This is a genomic window from Tenacibaculum piscium (genome assembly GCF_021390755.1).
Taxonomy (GTDB): domain Bacteria; phylum Bacteroidota; class Bacteroidia; order Flavobacteriales; family Flavobacteriaceae; genus Polaribacter; species Polaribacter piscius.
In genome coordinates this window covers 78,233-94,188 of the sequence record NZ_JAJGWR010000005.1, presented here as the reverse complement: position 1 = coordinate 94,188, position 15,956 = coordinate 78,233, and the positions used below count along the sequence as shown (strand labels likewise).

The following is a 15,956-nucleotide window of genomic DNA, read 5'->3' as shown; positions in this document are numbered from 1 at the left end:
ACTTTAAACAGGTTCTAAGAAATAATTAAAAAGGTGTAGGAGTTTTAAAAGTTACGATTTTTTTTGAAACAGGATGTATAAAGCTAATTTTTTGAGCGTGTAAATATAAGCGATTTGCTTTTTTTCCATATAAATCATCGCCAATAATGGGCGAATTTAAACCTAAATAATGTGCCGAATGTACTCGTAATTGATGTGTTCTTCCTGTAATTGGATAAAAATAAACGTAGGTTTTAGCATTTTTAATTTTGATAATTTCCCATTTTGTAAGTGCTTTTTTTCCGTGAAGTTCACAAACCAATTGTTTGGGTCTGTCATTTAAATTGACTCTTAATGGCAAATTTATTTCGCCATTTTCTTCGGATAAAACCCCATCTAAAACCGCTATGTAACGCTTTTTAATTGTTTTGTTGATAAATTGTATTTGTAATTTTTTATAGATTTCTAATGTTTTTGCAATCAGTAAAATTCCAGAAGTTTGCCTATCTAATCGATGAACGATCAAGGCATTTGGGTGTTTTTTTTGAATACGATTTTCCACTGAATCACTGATTTCTTTTCCAGCTACGGATAATAATCCTGTTGGTTTATTAATAGCGACTAAATAAGCATCTTCAAAAATAATTTTGAGTTCTGTCTTTCTGTCTTTCTGTGTGTCTTTTTTTGTATTTTCTTGATTCTCGAGAAGTAAAGGATTTTGATGTACTGCAATTCCTTGAAGCATGTGTTTTAAAATCGGTTTGCATTTTCCAGAACAAGCATCGTAATAATTTTTATGTTTTCGAACTGATGTAGCTAACGGATTTCCCCACCAAAATTCCGCCATACAAATAGGAGTGAAGTTGTTTAAAAACGCATATTGTAATAATTTTGGCGCGCAACAATCGCCTGCACCTGCGGGAATTTTTTGGGTTGAATTTTTAAAAATATCGGTTAAATTTTTTGTTTTTTTCTCAGCATTTAAAAACTGATATTGCTTAAATATTTCTTGCTGTCCTGATGCTGAAAGTTCTTTTCGTTGTTGTTTTAATTGCTCAATTTGCTGCTGAAAATCGGTGTATTTTTTTTCTAAAGGACGAATTTTATCTTTTAAATAAATTTGATATTCTCGCAGATAAAATTCTTCATTAATATTTTGTTGATTATCTTGTTTTGCTTCTAATTTTCTTAGTTGTCGTCTTTTTTTGAGGATTTTTTGTTCTTCTTGAAATAAATTTTCGTTAGATTTTTGCTGAATTAGGAAGTTTTTTTTAGTTTTTAGATACGCTGAATTATTTTCTAAAATTAAAATTTCTTGATTAATTTGAATGTTTACTTTTTCTGTTTCTAGGAAAATACCATTTTCTTTTAAAACATCATAAACGGGCGGAACAAAGTGTTTGTGCTGTGTACTTTGAGCAATTTTTCCTGAAAAAGCACTTAAATAACCGATTTTATTTTGCTTGTTTTTAACGATTAAAACGCCAAACATTTTTCCTAAATCTTGAAAATTATGAGAAAAATCCGTTTGATTTTTTAAATATTCTTGTAATTCTTCTGAAGCAATTTTGGCTAAAATATGCGGCGTATAATTATGAGGATAATCAAATTTTTCAGGAATTTCAATATTACTAATATCCGAAGTAAATTCAATAAATTTAGGCATAATTTTAAATAAAATAATAAATAAAAACAGAAAAAGTGTTGCTTATCACAACACTTTTTTAATTTTTTTGAGTACACTTTTGAAAAGTATATCAAATAATAAAAATTTAACTTCTATAAATTTTTTCGTATAAATCTTTATAAATTTCTTTAATAACGTTACGTTTCATTTTTAAAGTAGGGGTAAGGTGTCCTCCTTCTATAGACCATTCATCGGCAGTTAATTCAAACTTTTTAATGGTTTCCCATTTTCCAAAATGTGTATTACATAAAGCGACTTCTTTTTCAATACGATCAATAACTTGTTGATTTTTAATTAATTCTTCATTTGACTTTAATTCAATTCCATGTCTTAAAGCCCATTCTTTTACAAAATCAAAATTTGGTTGAATAAGAGCACAGGCCATTTTTTCGCCTTCACCAATCACCATTACTTGTTCAATAAAACGAGATTCTTTTAATTCACCTTCTAATAATGGTGGAATAATATATTTTCCTCCTGAAGTTTTAAACATTTCTTTGGTACGTCCTGTAATTTTTAAGAAACCATCAGCATCTAATTCTCCTTTATCACCGGTATAAAAATAACCATCTTTTATAACTTCTGCAGTTTTTTCAGGATCTTTATAATAGCCTAACATTACGTTAGCACCTTTTACTAAAATTTCGCCACTATCAGCAAATTTTAAGTCGATTCCATCTAAAACTTTACCAACGGTTCCTATTCTAAAACCACCATCTCTAAGGTCATTTACACTAATTACAGGAGAGGTTTCGGTAAGTCCGTAGCCTTCCATAACAGGCATTCCAGCGGCGGTAAATAGTCTGGTTAATCGAGGTTGTAAGGCAGCTGAACCAGAAACCATTAATTTTAATTCACCTCCTAAAGCAGCTTGCCATTTAGAGAAAATGAGTTTACGAGCAATACTTAATTGTTTTTCGTACCACCAACCGTTCGCTCCGTATGGTTCATATTGAAGTCCTAAATCAATAGCCCAAAAGAATAATTTCTTTTTGATACCTGTTAAATCAGCTCCTTTGGCATAAATTTTATCGTAAATTTTTTCGTATAAACGAGGAACTGCTGTCATAACATGTGGCTTAATTTCTTGAGCGTTTTCACTTAGTTTTTCAATCGATTCTGCAAAATAAATAGAAACTCCACAATATTGATATAAGTATAAAATCATGCGTTCAAAAACATGACAAACAGGTAAAAAACTCAGTCCACGTTCTTGCCCATATGTTAATGGAACTCTTTTTTCACTCGCCAATACATTGGCAACAATATTACCGTGAGAAAGCATAACACCTTTAGGTTTTCCTGTAGTTCCAGAGGTGTAAATTAAGGTTGCTAAACTATCAGAGGTAACCTTCTTTTTTCTCGCTTCTACTTGGCTTTGGTTGCTTGTATCTTCACCAAGTTTTAAAATTTCTTTCCAACTTTTTTCATTGGCAATAGCATCAAAAGTAAAAACACCTTTTAACTTTGTATTTCCTTTAATTTGATTTAATTTTTCTAAAACGGTTTCATCAGAAACAATACAATATGTTGATTCAGAATGATTTAAAACATACTCATAATCTTCTTTTGAAATAGTTGGATAAATAGGTACATTTTGCGCACCAGTTTGTAAAATACCGATATCACAAATATTCCATTCTGTACGATTGCTTGAAGAAATTACCGCAATTTTATCATTCGGTTGTACGCCTAAACGTAGTAAACCTCTACTAATTGTATTGGCTTTATCAATATATTCTTGAGTAGAAATAGATTCCCATGTACCATTATATTTAGTGCTAAAAGCTTTATCTAAATTATAAGTTTCTTTCAAGTGATATGGGAAGTCAAAAAGACGGGTGATTTCAATCGACATAAAGTTGTTGTTTTTTTTGCGTATTGCAAATTAGGTAAATTCCATCGATTGTACAAATTTAATCTTACTGTTTGATTGTTAGTTTTTTATGGTTTTTTTAAGAGCTACTATTATTTTTAAAGCAATTTATTTTGAGCTATTTTTTACTTTTTGCCCTTATTTTTAGTCGAAAAGATAAAGAATTAAAAAACCGTTGGCTAATTTTTAAATAACCAACGGTTTAAAAAATAATTTTATGTGAAAAATGTTACGAATTTAAAAAACTTTTTAAATCGTTATAAGTACTCATTTTGATAGTTGTTTTTTCTTTATCCATAACCGATTTAATCTGTTCAGGAATGGCAACAGTTATATCTAAAGTATTTTCAACAACCTCTAAAAATTTCACAGGATGTGCAGTTTCTAAGAAAATACACAAGGCATCTGCATTTATTTTTTGATATTCTTTAGCTCCTAAATAACCAACGGCTCCATGAGGATCGGCAACATATCCACTATTTTTATGGATTAATTTCATAGCCTCACGAGTTTCATCATCAGAAAATGAATATGAAGAAAATGTGTTTTTTAAAGCTTCGATATTATTTTCAAAAATTTCTTGAATACGGATAAAATTACTAGGATTTCCAACATCCATAGCATTTGAAATAGTTGCTTTTGATGGTTTTGGCGTATAAATTCCATCTTTTAAATAATTAGGAACAGTATCATTAATATTTGTTGAAGCAACAAAATGTTTAATAGGTAATCCTAACTTTTGAGCCATCATTCCTGCACAAATATTACCGAAATTTCCACTTGGTACAGAGAATACAACATCTTTTTGTTGTTTGTGTATTTGCTTATAAGCTAAGAAAAAGTAAAACATTTGCGGTAACCAACGTGCAACGTTAATCGAATTTGCTGAAGTTAAAGTACGGCTAATTTCAGCATCTAAAAAAGCTGTTTTTACCATGTCTTGACAATCATCAAAAACACCATCAACCTCTAAAGCAGTAATGTTTTTGCCTAGAGTTGTTAGTTGTTTTTCTTGTACATTACTTACTTTTCCGCTTGGATATAAAATAACAACGTCTACACCTTTTACATCTAAAAATCCATCGGCAACAGCACCACCAGTATCACCAGAAGTTGCCACTAACACAGTAAGTTGGTCGTTATTATTTCTGTTGAAATATCCTAAACAACGTGCCATAAAACGAGCGCCAACATCTTTAAAAGCCATGGTAGGACCATGAAAAAGCTCTAAAGTTGCTACGTTTTCTTCAATAGAAACAACAGGAAAATCAAAAGAAAGAGTTTCTTTAATAATATTCTGTAAAACATCTTTAGGGATTTCATCACCAACAAATTGTTTAATTGCTTCGTAAGCAATTTCTTCGTTAGAATAGTTATCAATATTTTTGATGAAATCAGAAGAAAGAGGCGTTATACTTTCAGGAAAATACAAACCTCTGTCTGGAGCTAATCCGTTAACTACAGCATCTTGAAAACTAACGTTTGACGATTTTTTATTAAGACTATAATAGTTCATTTTTATTTTTTTAATTGTCATTTTAAATCAAACAAAATAAAGTTTACTTTGTTTATTTACGATAACATTGTTTTATTTAGTTTCTAAAATTTTAATTCCCTCAGTATTTATTTTTGATGAAAATAATGTGAAGTCAATATTTTTATCAGCATAAGCATTTTGGATGGCTTTGTGTACTTTTTTAACAGCATCATCACCTTTACATAAAGCAAAAATAGTTGGTCCAGAACCTGAAATTCCAGCACCTAAAGCACCTGCTTTAATGGCTTCGCTTTTAACTAAATCAAAATGAGGGATTAAGTGTTTTCTGGCAGGTTCAACAATTACATCAGTTAACGAATTGCTAATTAATTGATAATCGTTTGTATATAAACCGCTAACTAATCCGCCAACATTTGCCCATTGAGTAACGGCATTTTTTAAAGATACGTTATCAGGTAAAACTTCACGAGCATCTTTAGTTTTTACTTCAATTTGTGGATGTATAGCTACTAATCGTAATTCGCTAGGTACAGGTAATTTTATGATTTCTAAAGGTTCATAACTTCGGATGAGCACAAAACCGCCATAAATAGCCGCCGAAACATTATCGGCAATTGGAGTACCGCAAGCAGCTTCTTCGCCTATCATAGAAAATTTAGTTAACTCTAATATAGAAAAAGGCCTGTTTAGCAGTTCGTTTACACCAAAAGCAGCACCAGCTGAACTTGCTGCACTACTACCTAATCCACTTCCTGGAGAGAAACCTTTATGCATGGTTATTTCAATACCAAAATCAACAGGATGTTTTTCTAGCATTGCCAAAGCAACAACTCCTGCAGCATTTTTAGTAGCATCAAAACTTAAACCATCAGCACCAGTAATTGCTGTAATTTTTACGCCTTTTTCTATTGTTTTGGTAAAAGTCATTTCATCTCCCATGGTATCTACGGCTAATCCCATAGAATCGAATCCGCAAGAAACATTAGCAACTGTTGCTGCAGCAAATATTTTTATATATTCCATCTTTTTTTTGCAATTAAAATCAACTAAAAAACAATAATAATCATTTTTTAGTTGATGTGTTTGTATGATTTTTTATTGATATAAAAATAATATTAACGATTTCCTATACGAATTACATCAGCAAAAATACCAGAAGCAGTAACATCTGCACCAGCTCCAGCACCTTTTATCAATAAAGGATTTACAGGATATCTATCAGTAAAAAATAACACAATATTATCACTTCCTTCTAAATTGTAAAAAGGATGATCGGCAGGAATGTGCTGTAAACCTACTTTAGCTTTACCCTCAGCAAATTCAGCTACATATTTTAAACGACAGTTTTTATCGTTAGCTTCTTTAAAAATATTTTGAAAATGAGCTTCAAATTCTGTTAAACTAGCGTAAAAATCATCATTATTAGTCGTGTTTAAACTTTTTTCAGGTAAAAAAGCATTATTATCAATATCAGATAATTCTAATTCATAACCACTTTCACGAGCTAATATTAATATTTTTCGAGCAACATCAACACCACTTAAATCAATTTTTGGATCAGGTTCAGTATATCCTTCTTTTTGAGCTTGAGCAACAACATCATGAAAGGTAGTATTTTCATTAAAGTTATTAAAAACAAAATTTAAACTTCCAGATAAAACAGCTTGTATTTTTTGAACTCTATCACCAGAAGCAATTAAGTTTTTAAGTGTATCAATAACTGGTAAACCTGCGCCAACATTGGTTTCAAATAAAAATGGTGCATTATATTTTCTAGAAACAGCTTTTAATATTTTGTAGTTTTCTAAGCTAGATGCACACGCTATTTTATTACAAGTAACTACGGCAATACTATTGCGTAAATACTGTTCATATATTTCAGATACTTGCTGATTTGCTGTATTATCTACAAAAACAGCGTTACGTAGGTTATAATCTTTTGTTTTATTGAAAAAATCATCTAAAGTAGCAGGTTCTCCGTTATTTAAAGCATCTTTCCAATTATTTAAATCGATACCATTGGTATCAAAAGTCATTTTTTTAGAGTTTGCGATACCAATCACTCTAACTTTCATTTTTAAATGTTCTTTCAAATACTTTTTTTGCTGATGTATTTGTGCTAAAAAGCGTTCACCAACATTTCCAACACCTGTTACAAATAAATTCAGTTGTTTTAATTTTTCTTCAAAAAACTGCTCGTGCAAGGTATTTAATCCTTTTTTAGCATCTTTACTATCGATAACTGCCGAAATATTTTTTTGAGAAGCACCTTGAGCAATTGCTCTAATATTTACGTTATTTCTTCCTAAAGCGCTAAACATTTGTCCGCTTAATCCTTGGTGATTTTTCATATTATCACCAACTAAAGCTAAAATAGCCAAGCCTTGTTCAACAATAACGGGTTTTATTTTTTTGCGTTCAATTTCAATTTCAAAAGCATCATTAATTGCTTTGGTTGCTTTTTGAGCATCTTGATCGTAAATTCCAACGCAAATCGAATGTTCCGAAGAAGCTTGGGTTATTAAAACTACGCTAATATCTTGGTTCGAAAGTGTTTCAAACAAGCGTTTTGAAATCCCTGATACGCCAATCATTCCTGTACCTTCTAGGGTTAACAGGGTAATATCTTCAATATGGCTAATTCCTTTTACAAGGTTGGTGCTTTTTACATCTTTTGCAATTAAAGTACCTGGATTACTTGGCTCAAAAGTATTTTTGATAACAATAGGAATTTCCTTTTCGAGTGCAGGTTGTATGGTTGGTGGGTAAATAACTTTTGCGCCAAAATGTGATAATTCCATAGCTTCTTGATACGAAATTTCAGGAATCGGAAAGGCTTGTTTTACAATACTTGGGTTTGCGGTATACATTCCGCTTACGTCTGTCCAAATTTGAAGTTCGTTTGCTTGTAACGCTGCCGCATAAATAGCTGCTGTATAATCAGAACCACCTCTTCCTAAAGTAGTGGTTAAGCCATTTTCAGATTTGGCAATAAAACCTGGTAAAACCGTAACTTGATGCGGGTTATTTTTAAAAAAATCTTGACAATTTTTATTGGTAAGTGTAAATTTAACCTGTGCTTTATCAAAAATATTTGAGGTAATAATAAGCTGACGACTATCTTTATAAGTAGCATTTAAAGTGTTTTTAGCAACTTCAGAAATTATATAAGATGATAAACGCTCACCAAAACCACTAATAGTAGCCATTGTTTTTGGCGTAACTTCACTTAGTAAAAAACAACCTTCTAATAAAGTTTGTAATTGATTAAATAAGGTGTTTACTTTTTCTTGAACCTCTGATTGCTTTTCTTTAAAAATTAAATCGGAAATTACCTGTGTATGATGCTCGGTAACTTCGTTAAAAAGTACAATATACGATGGGTCATTATTGGCAGCTTTGTTTGCTGCGGCAATTAATTTATTAGTCGTTTTTCCAAATGCAGAAACCACAACAGCTACTTTATCTTTTGCTGAAGCAGCTGAAACGATTTGAATTACTTTTTGAATGTTTTCACTATTAGCGACTGATGAGCCTCCAAATTTTAAAATTTTCATCTTAAAAAAATGTTTTTAATGTTTTAATAATAGAATAAAAAATATAAGTTGTTATTTACCTGTTTTTCAAGTATTTGAAAAAATAAATAGGTGCGAAAGTGATATGTGTATAATTAACCCCTAAAGGGTAATAATGATAATAGAAATAATAATTGTAGAAATAATTAAGCCAACAGAATTTATCGTAGGAGCTACGATAGGTAAAGAAGTGATATTTGTTCTGTTGTTTAACACGGTGTCAAATATAAACTTTTTTTAAAAAGAATCTATATCTTTTATCCTTTTTTATCCAAAAAATATTTATTTTCCTATTAAATATACCCAATGATTATCTTCTTTACAGAAAGAAGAATTCTCTTTTATGCTATTAATTTTATTATTTTCTTTGAAAAAAGCTTCAAATGTTACATTTCCTATAATGTCGGAAGCTGCACCTTTATTTGTATTGATGATTTCTAATTTAACCCAAGCAACAGATTTTGTCCAAAGTAAAATTTCTTTATTTTCTTCTTTCGATGGGCGAGTACTTGAATGATGGCTTTTATGTAAATAATCGACATTAGCTAAGGCAAAAGCACTGTATCGTGAGCGCATTAATTGTTCTGCAGTTAAAACATTTTGAATGTTTTTATGTGCTATTTCACAACAATCAGTATAATTTTTGTTTGGGTTACAAGGACATTTCATAGTATTATTAATTTAAGTGAGTATTTTCTGTATCAATTCTAAAACAACGTTCTTTTCCTAAAAATAAAGGATTTCCATGTTTTTCAGACCAAAATCCGTCTAAAATATCTTTAGAAATACATTTGTAAACCACAACTCCTTTATAAGTATTGTTATCTTCTCCTTTATAGTTAAAATTGATAACTAATATATTATCATTAAAAAAACCTGAACCAGTTTGTTCTTGTTCATTATTGATGAACCATTTAGCAACTATTCGATTATTCATATCAAGTTGTAAAGAAAGTACTCCTTTATAAGAATGTTTTTCTGCATCTTGGTTATTACCAATTATAGTATAACTACCCACTAAGTCTTGTATTATCATTATTGTATTAATAAGTGTAAAATTACTATAGTTTATGTAGCGTACAAAAGTACGAACTAATTATATGATTTATTTTAACAGGCGTAACTTTATGTAAAAAAGCTAATATTAGAATTGTTAATTTAAAGAATATAATTACTTAATTAACAATTATCTAACATTAAAATATCTTTTTATAAAAGTTTTCTTAACTTTCAAAAGTTTACAAATAGTAAAAAAATAGCGTGATTTGTATCAGGTAATTTAACTATTGTAAAACTAAACAAATGAATAATTTTAAACTTTTATTAAATACGATACTAATTCTCTTTATTAGTAATGCTGTTTTTTCACAAGAATCAATTATTACAGGGATTATAACTGATGGTAATTTTCCGTTACCAGGAGCTAGTGTTTCGGTAGCAGAAACGACAAAAGGAGTCTACACAGATTTTGATGGTAAATTTGTGATAAATAAAATGAAAAATGGTACTATAAAATTAGAAATTTCTTATATCGGTTTTCAAACAAAAATAGTAGACGTTTCTATCATTGGTAGTGCTAGTAAAAATATAGGTGTAGTTGCGTTATTACCATCTTCACAAGCATTAAAGGAAGTTGTTATTAATGTAGGATCAAGAAGAAATAGTGAAGCGAAAGCTTTAAGTATTCAAAAAAGATCAATGAGTATAATGAATGTGATTGCTTCGGATGGTATTGGTAAATTACCAGATCGTAATGCAGCCGAAACAGTACAACGTATTCAAGGATTATCTATTGAAAGAGATCAAGGTGAAGGACGTTTTGTATCCGTAAGAGGATTGCCTCCTTTTTGGACATCAACAACTATTAATGGAAATAGACTTCCAACAGCCGAAGAAGAAACCACTTCACGTGCAACGGCTTTTGATTTTTTTCCATCAGAATTAATTTCATACGTACAAGCAGCTAAAGCATATACGCCTGATATGGAATCAGATGGTATTGGTGGAGGTGTTAACTTCATCACACAAACAGCTCCTGCTAAAAAACTTTTAAATGTAAATATTGGTGGAGGTTTTAATGAAAAATCGGGTGAACCAATTTACAATGCTTCTTTAACCATTGGTAACAAAAGTAAAGATGGTAAATTCGGATATATCGTAAACGGTTCTTATTGGAATAGAAGTTGGGGTACTGATAATTTTGAAGCACGTAGAAAAGGAGACGAAGGTGTTTTTAGAATGGAATTAAGAGATTATAATGGGGTAAGAATTACTACTGGTATAAATGCAGCGATGGAATATAATTTTACACCTGCTCATAAAATATATTTTAGAGGAGTTTATGGAACTTTATCGGATACTGAAGAACATTATAAACATAGAATTCGTTTTGATAAATTTGATTCAGGAACAAGTACTACAAGAGTAGAATTACAAAATATACATAATGAATTAATTACAGAGCTTTTTGGAAAAGAAATAGGAGGAAGACATCTTGTTGAAAACGGAAAATTCGATTGGAGTATTGCTTCTTATGCTAATGAATTTAAATACGGAAATACACCAACAGCTCAAGATAAAAGTTATTTTGTTGTAAAGTTTAAACAAGATGGTGTTGGTATTAATGCTGATTATTTAGATAATCGTTCTAAAGAAAATGGAGGAGCTGGTGATGATAGAGCTTATTGGAAAGCAGATGGCGGTAAGTTAGATTATAATGATACCGATGCTTTATTTGGATTTTTTAGCGATTCTAAATTTAAAATGGATGCAACTCAAATGAAGTTTTCAGATTTAGAATTATATAAAATATCAATAAAAGAAAGAGATAACATTGTATCCTCATTAAATTATGAACATACTGTTAATGATAACTTCAAAATTAAAGTAGGAACTAAATATAGAGATAAAGATCGTAGAGCAACTTTTGAAGATTTATACTACGGATGGAATGGCGCAGGAGAAACTCCAATGTTATCAGATTCTTCTCAATATGTTATTCAGCAACCAGGTCGTGCAGATTATTTAAATGAAATGGGTTCTAATATTCAATCAACTTTTGGACCTGTTTTATCTACCCAAGGAATGAATAATTTCTGGACATCAAATAAAGAAAATTTAAGCGTTTTAGAAGATGATTCATCAGCTTTACAATATAATAGTGGATTAGGAAGAAATTTTGATGTTGATGAAACTCATTTATCATTTTATGGTATGGGAACTTTAAAATCTTCTGAAAAGTGGACTATTTTAGGAGGATTAAGAGCAACGAAAACTGAAACAAAAGTATCAGGATATGTTGTTGAAAATGATGCTTTGAAAAAATCAATAAAGACTAAAAAATATTGGGCAGTATTACCAATGTTACACGTTAAATATTCTCCTCAAAGAGATTTAAATATCCGTTTTGCAGCAACAAGAAGTTTTTCAAGACCTAATTTTGGAGATATTTCTCCATCAGGAACTTTTATTTCTTATGATAATGAATTTAAAGGAGGGAATCCGGATTTAAATCCAACATTTTCATGGAATTTTGATTTATTAGGAGAATATTACTTTCAGAATGTAGGTGTTGTAAATGCAGGTGTTTTTTATAAATCGATTACAGATATTATTTATAATGATACTTATCAAGGAACTTATAACGGAAAAGAAGGTGTTGAATTTACAACTCCTGTAAACGGAGGAGCAGCATCATGGATTGGTGGTGTAGAATTAGGAATTAACAGACGTTTTGATTTCTTACCAGGCTTTTTAAAATATTTTGGAACACAATTAAACGCTACGTTTATGGATTCTGAAATGACAAAAGCAAGTGGTAGAAAAGTAGCGATGGCTTATCAAGCGGGTAGTTTATTTAATGCGCAATTATTTTTTGAAAAAGGTGGATTTAATACTCGATTAGCTTTTAATCATAAAGGAAAATATGCCATTGCTTACGGAGAAAGAGATATTGATGATGTGTACTACGGAAAATATAATACGTTAGATTTTTCAGCATCTTATCAAATAGGAAAAAAATGGACAATATATACTGATTTCAATAATATTTTAAATAACCCCCTTATTTATCATTACGGTAAAAGCCAAGACCGCCCGAAACAAGTAGAATACTACGGTGTTAAAGGAAACATTGGTGTTAAGTTTAGTCTTTAAGTATTTTGAATTAAACGCGGAAGTAGGCTCTCAAGAAATTGAGAGCTAAATTCTGTCAAAAAAAAGAACTCATGCGTTTACGTTTTTTATTACAAGCCTCGATAGCGGCATTTGGTACTTATTTCTGTATGTACGCTTTTAGAAAGCCTTTTACGGTAGCAACATTTGAAAACTTAGCTTTTTGGGGAGTTGATTATAAAATTTTATTAATCGTAGCTCAAGTGATTGGCTATACATTATCAAAATTTATAGGTATAAAAGTAATTTCAGAAATGAAATCATATAAAAGGATGCTTTATTTAGTTGGTTTTATTTTTTCAGCAGAATTAGCATTGTTAGGTTTTGCTGTTATTCCAGCACCTTATAATATTCTCTTTTTATTTTTAAACGGATTACCTTTAGGAATGATTTGGGGAATTGTATTTTCTTATCTAGAAGGAAGAAAAGCTACCGAATTATTAGGAGTAATCTTATCCTCTAGTTTTATAGTTTCCTCAGGAGCTGTTAAAACAATAGGGAAAATGGTGTTAGATAAATTTCAGTTTGATGAATATTGGATGCCATTTATTACAGGATTATTTTTTATACTTCCATTATTATTTTTTGCCTGGATGTTAGAAAAATTACCACCACCAACAACCGAAGATCAATTATTAAAAGCAGTAAGAAATCCATTAAATAAACAAGAAAGAAAGCTGTTGTTTAAAAAATACGCATTGCCTTTAACTTTCATTGTATTTTTCTTTATGTTATTAACATCAATTAGAGATTTTAGAGACAATTTTGCCAGAGAAATATGGGATTCTTTAGGCTATACAGATGCCTCTATTTATAGTATTTCTGAAATACCAATAGCGATTATTGTATTGGTTGTTTTAGGGATGATAGGCAGTGTTACTAAAAATTATAAAGCCTTTATGTATTATCATTATGTGTTGATTATTGGATGTATTTCAATTTTGGTATCAACATATTTATATCAACAACAAGTTATTACACCATTAGTTTGGATGGTCGTTTCAGGAATAGGATTGTACAGTTGTTACGTACCTTTTAACGGAATTTTCTTTGATAGAATGATTGCAACTTTTAAAATTAACGGAAACGTAGGCTTCTTAATTTACATAGCCGATGCCTTCGGATATTTAGGAAGCATTCTGATTCTTCTTTATAAAAATTTTGGAAAAGGAGATATTTCTTGGCTTTCCTTTTTTACACAAGCATTATATTTTCTAGCATTTATAGGATTAGCAATAACAATTTATTGCTTTCAGTTTTTTAAAAACAAATACAAAAAACCAGTACAATTAAAAGATTTAGTATATGAACAATAAGTATGATTTAATAGTTATAGGTGGAGGAGTTTTAGGAACTTTTCATGCTTTTCACGCAGCAAAAAAAGGGTTATCAGTAGCTATTTTAGAAAGAGATAGTAAGCCTCAAGGAGCAACGGTTCGTAATTTTGGACAAGTAGTACCTTCGGGAATGAATCAAAAATGGCAAAATTATGGAAGAGAAAGTTTAGCTATTTATAAAGATATTCAAAGTCAGTTTGACGTAACAATTCGTCAAAATGGTACGGTTTATTTAGCTTCTAATGATGAAGAGGTTCAGTTAATTGAAGAATTGCATCAAATTAATAAAAACAATAATTATACTTCAAATCTATTAACAAAGGCACAATGTTTAGATAAATATGCAGGATTACGTGCAGATTATTGTAAAGCAGGATTGTTTTTTCCTGAAGAAGTAACCGTAGAGCCAAAAACGATGATTCATCGTTTACATTCTTTTTTATCCGCAGAAAAAAATATTGATATTTATTATAACACCACTGTTATTAATACAGAAGAAATAAATAATGAAGTAGTTGCCACAGCTTCAAATAATATAGAATTTAAAGCATCAAAAGTTATTATTTGTAACGGAGTAGATTTTAAAACATTGTATCCATCAATTTATAATAATAGTGATTTAGTAGTTGCTAAATTACAAATGATGCAAACCAAACCTCAAAAAAATTACACTTTAGATGGTTCTATTTTAACAGGTTCAACAATCCGAAGGTATGAGTCTTTTGAAGAATGTGCTTCTTGGGATCAAATTAAAGCAAAAGAAGATCCTGATAGTTTTCAAAAAAAATATGGAGTTCATATTTTATTTAAACAAGCTACAGATGGTTCGGTAATCTTAGGAGATTCTCACGAATATGCCACTGCAAAAAATAGCGATGATTTAGGTTTTGACTTAAATGAGGATATTGATAATTTTATGATTGCAGAAGCTAAAAAAATAATAGACTTACCTACTTACGATATTCAATATAAATGGGCAGGTTTTTACAGTCAATGTAAAGAAAAAGATATTTTTGAATATGCTGTAAGTGATAATGTGCATGTTGTAACGGGTATCGGTGGAAAAGGAATGACAGGAAGTGCTGGGTTTTCAAAAGAAAATATCAATAAAATATTTAATAACTAATAAATAATAATGATGATGATGAGTGAAACAAATAGAAAAATAGACATGGTTGTTTTTGATATGGCAGGAACAACAGTAGACGAGCAAAACGTAGTATATAAAACATTACATAAAGCAATACAAAATTTTAATGTTGAGGTTTCTTTAGAAACTGTTTTAGAATATGGTGCAGGAAAAGAAAAACACAAAGCAATTAAAGATGTTTTAACACATTTAAAGTCTGATAAATTAAAAGATTCTCAAATAATTTTTGAAAATTTTAAAAAATTGTTAGCAGTTGCGTACGCCAATTTAGAAGTAAAACCGATAAAAGGAGTTGAAAATGTTTTATTAGATTTACGATCGGAAGGTATAAAAGTAGTTCTAAATACAGGGTATGATAGAAAAACAGCTACTTTATTATTAGATAAATTAGAGTGGGATGAAAAAATACATTATGATGCTCTAATTACAGCAAGCGATGTTGTAAACGGACGTCCGCACCCAGATATGATATTTCAAGCAATGGAGTTATTAGGTGTAACTGATGCTTCAAAAGTTTTAAAAGCTGGTGATTCTGCTATTGATATTGAAGAAGGGAAAAATGCAGGCTGTGGAATTACAGTAGGTGTTTTATCAGGAGCACAAACAAAAGCACAATTAGAAAAAGAAAAACCAACGTATATTTTAGAATCGTTGGTAAATTTAAAAGATATTTTATAAGAA

The 15,956-nt window shown here is 30.1% G+C and carries 11 protein-coding genes; 4 read left to right on the top strand and 7 right to left on the bottom strand.

Going from position 1 to position 15,956, the window contains the following annotated elements; translation table 11 throughout:
- Positions 1 to 25: 25 nt before the first annotated feature.
- From L0U72_RS09770 to L0U72_RS09740, 7 genes are all read right to left on the bottom strand, one after another.
- Positions 26 to 1,645, bottom strand: a complete 1,620-nt coding sequence (locus L0U72_RS09770) for an RluA family pseudouridine synthase (RefSeq protein WP_233899007.1) — start codon at positions 1,643 to 1,645, stop codon at positions 26 to 28.
- Positions 1,646 to 1,751: 106 nt separating this feature from the next.
- Positions 1,752 to 3,524, bottom strand: coding sequence for an AMP-dependent synthetase/ligase (locus L0U72_RS09765; protein ID WP_233884899.1), 1,773 nt, complete (start codon positions 3,522 to 3,524; stop codon positions 1,752 to 1,754).
- Positions 3,525 to 3,771: 247 nt separating this feature from the next.
- Positions 3,772 to 5,058 (bottom strand): threonine synthase, encoded by a 1,287-nt coding sequence (gene thrC, locus L0U72_RS09760; RefSeq protein WP_233899006.1) that lies wholly within the window; start codon positions 5,056 to 5,058, stop codon positions 3,772 to 3,774.
- A 72-nt stretch (positions 5,059 to 5,130) separates the two neighbouring features.
- Complete coding sequence (locus L0U72_RS09755; RefSeq protein ID WP_233899005.1) at positions 5,131 to 6,063, bottom strand: homoserine kinase; 933 nt, start codon at positions 6,061 to 6,063, stop codon at positions 5,131 to 5,133.
- Between the two features lie 92 nt (positions 6,064 to 6,155).
- On the bottom strand, positions 6,156 to 8,597 hold the full coding sequence (gene thrA, locus L0U72_RS09750; RefSeq protein WP_233899004.1) for a bifunctional aspartate kinase/homoserine dehydrogenase I: 2,442 nt from the start codon (positions 8,595 to 8,597) through the stop codon (positions 6,156 to 6,158).
- A gap of 300 nt (positions 8,598 to 8,897) precedes the next feature.
- A complete protein-coding gene (locus L0U72_RS09745) occupies positions 8,898 to 9,284 on the bottom strand; it encodes a YchJ family protein (RefSeq protein WP_233861908.1) in 387 nt (128 codons plus the stop codon).
- Between the two features lie 7 nt (positions 9,285 to 9,291).
- A complete protein-coding gene (locus L0U72_RS09740) occupies positions 9,292 to 9,651 on the bottom strand; it encodes a hypothetical protein (RefSeq protein ID WP_233861906.1) in 360 nt (119 codons plus the stop codon).
- Positions 9,652 to 9,917: 266 nt separating this feature from the next.
- Between L0U72_RS09740 and L0U72_RS09735 the strand changes: the two genes are divergently transcribed.
- From L0U72_RS09735 to L0U72_RS09720, 4 genes are all read left to right on the top strand, one after another.
- Positions 9,918 to 12,770 carry a TonB-dependent receptor gene (locus L0U72_RS09735; protein WP_233899003.1) on the top strand — a complete coding sequence of 951 codons (2,853 nt, stop codon included), beginning with the start codon at positions 9,918 to 9,920 and terminating at the stop codon, positions 12,768 to 12,770.
- Positions 12,771 to 12,841: 71 nt separating this feature from the next.
- Positions 12,842 to 14,104 carry a DUF5690 family protein gene (locus L0U72_RS09730; RefSeq protein ID WP_198912857.1) on the top strand — a complete coding sequence of 421 codons (1,263 nt, stop codon included), beginning with the start codon at positions 12,842 to 12,844 and terminating at the stop codon, positions 14,102 to 14,104.
- Positions 14,094 to 15,251 carry a TIGR03364 family FAD-dependent oxidoreductase gene (locus L0U72_RS09725; protein ID WP_233899002.1) on the top strand — a complete coding sequence of 386 codons (1,158 nt, stop codon included), beginning with the start codon at positions 14,094 to 14,096 and terminating at the stop codon, positions 15,249 to 15,251. The genes L0U72_RS09730 and L0U72_RS09725 overlap by 11 nt, the downstream gene beginning before the upstream one ends.
- An 18-nt stretch (positions 15,252 to 15,269) precedes the next feature.
- Positions 15,270 to 15,953, top strand: a complete 684-nt coding sequence (locus L0U72_RS09720) for a phosphonatase-like hydrolase (RefSeq protein ID WP_394801459.1) — start codon at positions 15,270 to 15,272, stop codon at positions 15,951 to 15,953.
- Positions 15,954 to 15,956 lie beyond the last annotated feature (3 nt).

Excerpts from the sequence above, each read along its gene's own strand:
- L0U72_RS09770 (WP_233899007.1), bottom strand. The coding sequence starts at position 1,645 with ATGCCTAAATTTATTGAATTTACTTCGGATATTAGTAATATTGAAATT.
- L0U72_RS09765 (WP_233884899.1), bottom strand. The coding sequence starts at position 3,524 with ATGTCGATTGAAATCACCCGTCTTTTTGACTTCCCATATCACTTGAAA.
- thrC (WP_233899006.1), bottom strand. The coding sequence starts at position 5,058 with ATGAACTATTATAGTCTTAATAAAAAATCGTCAAACGTTAGTTTTCAA.
- L0U72_RS09755 (WP_233899005.1), bottom strand. The coding sequence starts at position 6,063 with ATGGAATATATAAAAATATTTGCTGCAGCAACAGTTGCTAATGTTTCT.
- thrA (WP_233899004.1), bottom strand. The coding sequence starts at position 8,597 with ATGAAAATTTTAAAATTTGGAGGCTCATCAGTCGCTAATAGTGAAAAC.
- L0U72_RS09745 (WP_233861908.1), bottom strand. The coding sequence starts at position 9,284 with ATGAAATGTCCTTGTAACCCAAACAAAAATTATACTGATTGTTGTGAA.
- L0U72_RS09740 (WP_233861906.1), bottom strand. The coding sequence starts at position 9,651 with ATGATAATACAAGACTTAGTGGGTAGTTATACTATAATTGGTAATAAC.
- L0U72_RS09735 (WP_233899003.1), top strand. The coding sequence starts at position 9,918 with ATGAATAATTTTAAACTTTTATTAAATACGATACTAATTCTCTTTATT.
- L0U72_RS09730 (WP_198912857.1), top strand. The coding sequence starts at position 12,842 with ATGCGTTTACGTTTTTTATTACAAGCCTCGATAGCGGCATTTGGTACT.
- L0U72_RS09725 (WP_233899002.1), top strand. The coding sequence starts at position 14,094 with ATGAACAATAAGTATGATTTAATAGTTATAGGTGGAGGAGTTTTAGGA.
- L0U72_RS09720 (WP_394801459.1), top strand. The coding sequence starts at position 15,270 with ATGAGTGAAACAAATAGAAAAATAGACATGGTTGTTTTTGATATGGCA.